The following is a 6,667-nucleotide window of genomic DNA, read 5'->3' as shown; positions in this document are numbered from 1 at the left end:
TAGCAGGAATGACAACGTCTACTTTTTGCTCAACATTATTCTCATCCACATAAGTGACACCAGACACCTTAACCTCTTCGGTTCCGCCTGCGTTAATCGCATTCTTAATCTCATCCGCTACTTTTTCCGCTTCTTTTTCCGGAACCTGAACACCATATTTAGAAAAATCAATCTCCGTATTTCCACCTGTACCTATAGGGTTCAATGTGATAGGAAATACATAGTTCATACTCTGACCGACCTTAAAGATGATCGTACGAGAGTAGCTCGTATAACCTGCGGCTTTAACACTCAAGATAAATTGAGCATCCTCCGTAACCTTTGATGATGCGATATTGAAAGAGAACTCACTCTCATTCTTAGAAATAAATAACTCTTCACTTCCTAACATCAATGTGACTTCCGCTGTTTTGATGTCTGCGCCCGTAGATAGGTCTGTTATTATACCAGATACGATATAAGTCGCTTTTGACGGATCTGTCGGTTTGGAAGGATCGGAAGGATCAGACGGGTCTGTTGGCTTGGAAGGATCAGACGGGTCAGAAGGATCTGTCGGCTTAGAAGGATCATCCGGGTCTACTGGAATAGAAGGAGCGACATTCATCACGATAATAGCTGGATACTCAACGTCGAATGTATCACCTTCGCCCTCTTTCTTTTCTTGATCCGGAACGGCTGAAACGACAACCTTAGCCACGGATTTAGTATATCCGGAAGCTGTAGCTACTACGTCGTAGATACCGGGAGTCACATCAGAGACCTTAAAATTAGGTTTATTCTCTTTAGCGATCTCTTTATCCCCGTATTTTACGACAACAGAAAGGCTGGAAGTAGAGATAGCTTTTCCCACAACATCCTCGATCGATACGGAAAGATTGTACTTCGCCTTCTTATACTCTTTCGGAGTATCGGGAGTCGTGCCCTTTACCATGACGGCGTTTACTACATACTGTCCAACACCCGATTCGATCTTCTTCACATCCACATCATAGCTTCTGTCTGCATAGCCTTCCGACTTAAAGGCGATTTTGTAAGAGCCTGGTGTGCTTTTCAAGTCGAAAGAGTACGTTCCATCAGAACCCGTCGTAGCACTAAGAGATTGAGCTCCAGAAAGAGCTACGCTAACGCCAGCCATCGGGTTGTTGCTGGCATCCATGACCGTACCACTAATCGCATAGGTGGCAACAGTGCCACCACCATCCGGAGTAGGCACATCATCATCGTCATCCTTACAGCCCATGAAACATACCATGGCTGTCGTAAGGAACAAGACCAATAAGGTCTGTAACTTTGTAATTGTTCTCATAATAAAACTATTTAAAAATTGAGTAATTCCGACTTTATAAAGTACGGGTTGAATTGATTCTGTTGCATGATGTTATCATTCGGCGAGGCTTTATACCCCTTATAATAATAGCGTTCATTACCGGCGTTGTAAGACATACCCCAGTTGTCAGAAGGAAGCACCCGCGCATTCTTACGTTTATATTTATAAGGAGGAAGAGCCACTTGAAACCGGAAACCGCCGTTTTTCAAAGCACCTTGCGCCTTCATCGCATAAAATCCTATCGAACAATAGCGAAAATGGCGGATCAAGTCAATCCGTCCTCCGATCTCACCCAGTAAGTATTGCTCGGCTTTCAAGGAGACTTGCGTATTGTATTTTGGCCAGTAGAAACTACCTCCCAGCGACCATGTCACCCGTTGGTGAGTTCCATAATGATATTCAAACTTTTGCCAAGATCCCGTACCCGTACAACCAATACGTCCTTCCAAAGAAAAACGTTCATCCTTCAAATGATGGGTTACCGCTAAATCCACGCCATAACGATCCGCATTGAACAAACCGATACTGGCTCTGGCGAACGTACGATAAGGTAAACGAAAAGATTGGGAAAGGGTAACCATGCCCGGGTGAATCTTACCCGCCCAAGGACCATATCCATCATTATATATAGGAAACACCATCTGCGCCGTCAGCTTCATCCCATTCCAGAAAGAGACCTCGATCGCAGGCGAGAGGTTGAATAATACTTGGTATATTTGCGTGATAATGAGGTTCTTCAGATACAACTCCGGATAAACCACCACGTCTACTTTAAATAAGGAGCTATTCATACGGTACTCTTTTTTCACCTTATCCCAGCTATCGCCCAGATCGTAAGTAGCATCCCAGGCGGAACGGGCCGCATAGGAGCCGGGAGCCGCCTTCAAGCTGTCCGGATTTGCCGTATAGATCAATGAGATCTGCGGTATATTATTATCCAATACGACGATACGGCAGGATTTACCCTTCTCCGGCAAGCCTGTTTTCTGGATGCGGTCTATGGCATGGGCCAGTCCCACACCCTGCAAACGCCAAGGGGTATTCTCCAAGACATACACTCTCTCCTTCTCGTCTTCCGACCAGACAACATTCTCAAAACCCATATCGACCAGCATATTCGCGGTGATATCCGCATATACCTTATTATATTGGGCCTTTGTAAACATAGGCAATAGTAGCAAAAAGAATAAAAGGCATTCCTTACGGAGTAAAATGGCTCGTATAGAAGACTTTCTATTCATATCTCTAGAGTTTGATTCCAAGTTATCATTGGTTTACTGTTTTTCTTATTCTTACCCTTCCACATAAAAAACGACTAGTGAAAACGATCGTTTAGATCTTGCATTTTTTTAGAAAGTAAAAAGATGATGCTCTTTTGTCATATTCGTGACACTTTGATTAATCTATCCTGTTGAGAAGAAGATATATAGCAGGACAAAATTTAATCGGAAAAGGTTGCCGGTCTCGGAGAAATGCCTACCTTTGCAAACGACTAATTGAAACGATCGTTTTTTACAGTCGTTTTCAATCTAAATATTTTTATTGTTATCATAGATACTTCTCATAATAGCCTGCGCTAAAATCAACAAATGACACTTTATATTTAGAGAACGACCTCATTATTTTAAGATGTACATAACCCTGCTTCCAAAGTCAGCTAGCTTCGTTGGCAAAGTAAGTTAACTTACTCGGGCATTTAAGTTAGCTTACTTTGCCATTTAAGTTAACTTACTTTTTGGTCCTTCTATACAGCCCAAAAAGAATACGGAAATTTGCTATTCTCGGAAAGCATTCTTATCTTAGCAAATTATAGCAAAGAGAGAGTTTCATGTTAGCAGCCATTCATATACAGCTAATCGTTGGTACGATATTTATCATATTGTATAGCGTCACTATATTAGGACTGGTATTAGTTATCATTACAGAGAATAGGAATCCGTTAAAGACAATTCCTTGGGTAATCGTCTTATTATTAGCACCCGGTATCGGACTGCTTTTCTATTTCTTCTTTGGACAAGATAACCGGAAACAACGGATCATATCGAGGCGTACCTATAAACGCATCATGAAAAGGCCGCAAGAGGGTAAATTACCTCAAGACGCCTGCGTAGTTCCGGACCCCTATAAACCTTTATCGACCTTGTTGACTAACACCAACCAATCCTCCCTCCTATACGGAACACAAATCACGATTTATACGAATGGTACCGATAAGTTCAAAGACTTGCTGGAAGAGATCCAGAAAGCGACCCACCATATCCATATACAATATTATATATTCTGTGATGACGAGATAGGAAAACAGGTGCAACAACTCCTTATCAAGAAAGTAAAAGAAGGTGTGAAGGTACGTGTACTTTATGATGATGTGGGTTGCTGGAATGTAAAAGACGGCTTCTTTAAGGAAATGAAGGAAGCGGGTATCGAGGTATATGCGTTCTTGAGGGTAGCGTTCCCCGTTTTCACCAGTAAGGTGAATTACCGGAACCACCGCAAGATTATCGTGATAGACGGTAAAGTCGGGTTTATGGGAGGCATGAATATAGCCGACCGATACGATAAGGGAACCTCTTGGGGCACATGGAGGGATACGCATTTCAAATTTGTAGGGAAAGGAGTGCACGGGCTTCAATCCGTATTCCTCATCGATTGGTACGTGGTTAGTAAAAAACTCTTGAACGATCGGATTTACTATCCGGCCGCCCAAATCTATAGCGATAATATTATGCAAATCGCCACTAGCGGTCCGGTAGGTCAATGGAGAACTTTGTTGCAAGCGACCATTTTCATGATCGCCAACGCCAAGAAGTATATCTTTATACAAACCCCTTATTTCCTGCCTACCGAAGGATTGAACCAAGCGTTGCAAACCGCCGCCTTAGGGGGAGTGGATGTTCGTTTGATGCTGCCTAAGCGTTCCGATACACGTTCAGCGAATATGGCCAGTCATTCCTTTATCGACGAGATGGTAAAGGCCGGCGTAAAAGTATACCTCTACAAACCGGGCTTCTTGCATTCCAAGCTAGTCGTGTCCGACGACGCATTGACAAGCATCGGGTCCGCCAATATGGACTTCCGTAGCTTTGAGCATAACTTCGAGATTAACGCTTTCGTATATCAAAAGGAATTCGCCCTGCAAATGAAACGCATCTTTACACGCGACATGCATCACTGTGAGCGCTTGATCCCTTCCCGCTGGTTAAAGCGCCCCCTCAAGCAACGCATGGCGGAATCATTTATGCGTCTGTTTTCTCCCCTTCTTTAAGGAAGATGCTAAAGTTCACGGAGCCATACACCCGGTGCTGATAAAAATAAGGCAAAGATGAGAAGTCATTGGTCTTAGGATGTTCCATGATGAATATCCCTCCATCCCTTAGTAAATCACGCTCGAAAACCAAGGCGGGTATTTCCGGCAACTCCGGCAAGGCATACGGGGGATCGGCAAAGATGAAATCGAAACTTTGCTTAGGGGCTGAATTCAAATAACGGAAAACATCCCCACGAATCAGAGCCAATGCATCCGTCTTCAGCTCTTTCGCTACCTTGGCTATAAAAGAGGCATGAGCGTTATTTTTCTCTATGGCGGTTACATTCCGGCATCCTCGTGAGATCAACTCAAAAGAGATACTTCCGGTTCCGGCAAAAAGATCCAACGCATCCATGCCTTCCAGATCCACCAAATTATTTACTACGTTAAAAATATTCTCTTTCGCAAAATCCGTCGTAGGACGTGCGCTAAACGAAGAGGGCACGTCAAAACGCCGACGACCGTATATACCGCTTATTATTCGCATATTAATAAAGATATTAAATCCATAGGGGCTTTCGTTACATCCGTTCCCAACAAATAGGCTTCCGAAGGGATCTCCACCGGCTTAACATGGCGTAAATAGGCTCGCAATCGCTCCAGAACCCGCATTCGCGAGGAAGATTCCCCCGCTAAAAGCAACTGGTCCTTTTCTTGGTTCAATCCCGCCTGTTTCCATACATATAATATATAGTATACTATATCGTCCGATTGGTCGATCGGGTAAGAGTTCACAAATAAGAGTTTCCCTTGAGCATAGCAGGCCACATCCATCCGCTTTCGTTCTATCACGACATACATTTGCCGGGGTAAGCTAGCACTACTTTCTTTTGTCCATAGCGTTAGCGGAGAAGTCATGTAGTGGGAGAAAAAAGGATGCAAAAGAGAACGGGAGCAAAATTCGTAAACCTCCTCGTCTACACCAAACACCAACTTAGCCTGTTGTTCCTTTAAAGTATCGGTTAAGCAATGCAATTCCAGTGTAGAAAAGCTGAAATCCAATAAACGCCCTTCCTTACCGTCCCCCCAATAATTATCAGGGACCAAGCTATATTCCGGAGATACACAGATCACGTTAATCCGTTTATAAGTCCACGTAAGAAACTCATGAGCGAAGAAAAACTCCTTAAGGGAAGAAATGAAAGAGACCGCCCGATCGAATTCCGTTTCCCGATAAAAGAAACTTCCTCCAGCCGAGGGATCATACCCGGAAAAAGAAAGTCCACCCGACCGAAGCCGGATGGACACTATATACTTTTCCGAATTATCAGTAGTTAACGTATCAGGAATGCTGATAGTCATATGAGCCGCTGATTATTCCCAGTTACCTGCGTTGTTATTAATTTCTTCCAAAGAACCTACACGCAATCCCGGGAACTTACCTTGTTTCTCTGCCTTGTCGATCAAGTTATAAGTCAACTGAGCATCCATGTCACGCAAATATTCTTTGTAAGGAACCTCACAAGCGAATACTTTGATCTCATAACCCGAACCAGATTTCAACGTAGCCGTATCCATCTTGAAAGTAATCTTTTCACCCGGAACGGCCGGAACATAACGCATAGCCGCTACATCATAGTTCTTACCCAGCAAAGTATCTTTCGCCAATACCCACATGGTATCACGTCTGATTAAACCTTTCTTAACAGCCTCTGCTTCTGTCATACCTTTCTCCAACTGCTCATCCGTCAATACACCTTCCTTGATCAAGAACGGCAACTTATCCGTATTCAAGAATTTCTCCAAATCGTCGAAACTTCCGGCATGAGTCTTATACATGTTCTTGTATTCGATCTGAGCCTTACGGATTTCAATCAAACGGGCGATGATCGCATTGTCACGAATAGTCTTCTGATCATCATACTCAATCGGACCAGTGACGCTCTTGTAGCACATGTAAACTAGCAGTACAACTGCGGCAGCTAATAAAATCTTTAATGTAACTTTCATGGTTTGTATTGTTTTTTGAATTTATTTCGTTCGGCAAATTTAAAAAAGAATATTTAATACACTACCTTTATCGCGAAAATTAT

At 43.2% G+C, this 6,667-nt stretch carries 6 protein-coding genes; 1 reads left to right on the top strand and 5 read right to left on the bottom strand.

Annotated features, from left to right (window positions below):
- On the bottom strand, positions 1-1,306 hold a 1,306-nt coding region (locus QVP94_RS01575), incomplete at its 3' end, for a carboxypeptidase-like regulatory domain-containing protein (RefSeq protein ID WP_288213144.1).
- An 11-nt stretch (positions 1,307-1,317) separates the two neighbouring features.
- Positions 1,318-2,568, bottom strand: coding sequence for a hypothetical protein (locus QVP94_RS01570; RefSeq protein ID WP_491857339.1), 1,251 nt, complete (start codon positions 2,566-2,568; stop codon positions 1,318-1,320).
- Between the two features lie 587 nt (positions 2,569-3,155).
- Here QVP94_RS01570 and cls point away from each other — a divergent pair.
- Positions 3,156-4,592: a cardiolipin synthase gene (cls, locus tag QVP94_RS01565; RefSeq protein ID WP_022191808.1), complete on the top strand. Its 1,437-nt coding sequence runs from the start codon at positions 3,156-3,158 to the stop codon at positions 4,590-4,592.
- Here cls and QVP94_RS01560 read toward each other — a convergent pair.
- From QVP94_RS01560 to QVP94_RS01550, 3 genes are read right to left on the bottom strand one after another with little or no spacing between them, the layout of a single operon-like run.
- Entirely contained in the window at positions 4,564-5,121 is a 558-nt protein-coding gene (locus QVP94_RS01560; RefSeq protein WP_005861342.1) for an RsmD family RNA methyltransferase, read from the bottom strand. The two genes, cls and QVP94_RS01560, sit on opposite strands and share 29 nt — an antisense overlap.
- Positions 5,112-5,936, bottom strand: coding sequence for a DUF3822 family protein (locus tag QVP94_RS01555; protein WP_009018318.1), 825 nt, complete (start codon positions 5,934-5,936; stop codon positions 5,112-5,114). Before QVP94_RS01555 ends, QVP94_RS01560 begins: the two co-directional genes overlap by 10 nt.
- Before the next feature lie 12 nt (positions 5,937-5,948).
- Positions 5,949-6,584, bottom strand: a complete 636-nt coding sequence (locus QVP94_RS01550; protein ID WP_005861338.1) for a hypothetical protein — start codon at positions 6,582-6,584, stop codon at positions 5,949-5,951.
- Positions 6,585-6,667: the final 83 nt, after the last annotated feature.

The organism is Parabacteroides sp. CAG:2 (assembly GCF_000436315.1).
Classification (GTDB): Bacteria; Bacteroidota; Bacteroidia; order Bacteroidales; family Tannerellaceae; genus Parabacteroides; species Parabacteroides distasonis.
The sequence above is the reverse complement of the archived record's forward strand: the minus strand, read 5'-3'. Positions and strand labels throughout refer to the sequence as shown.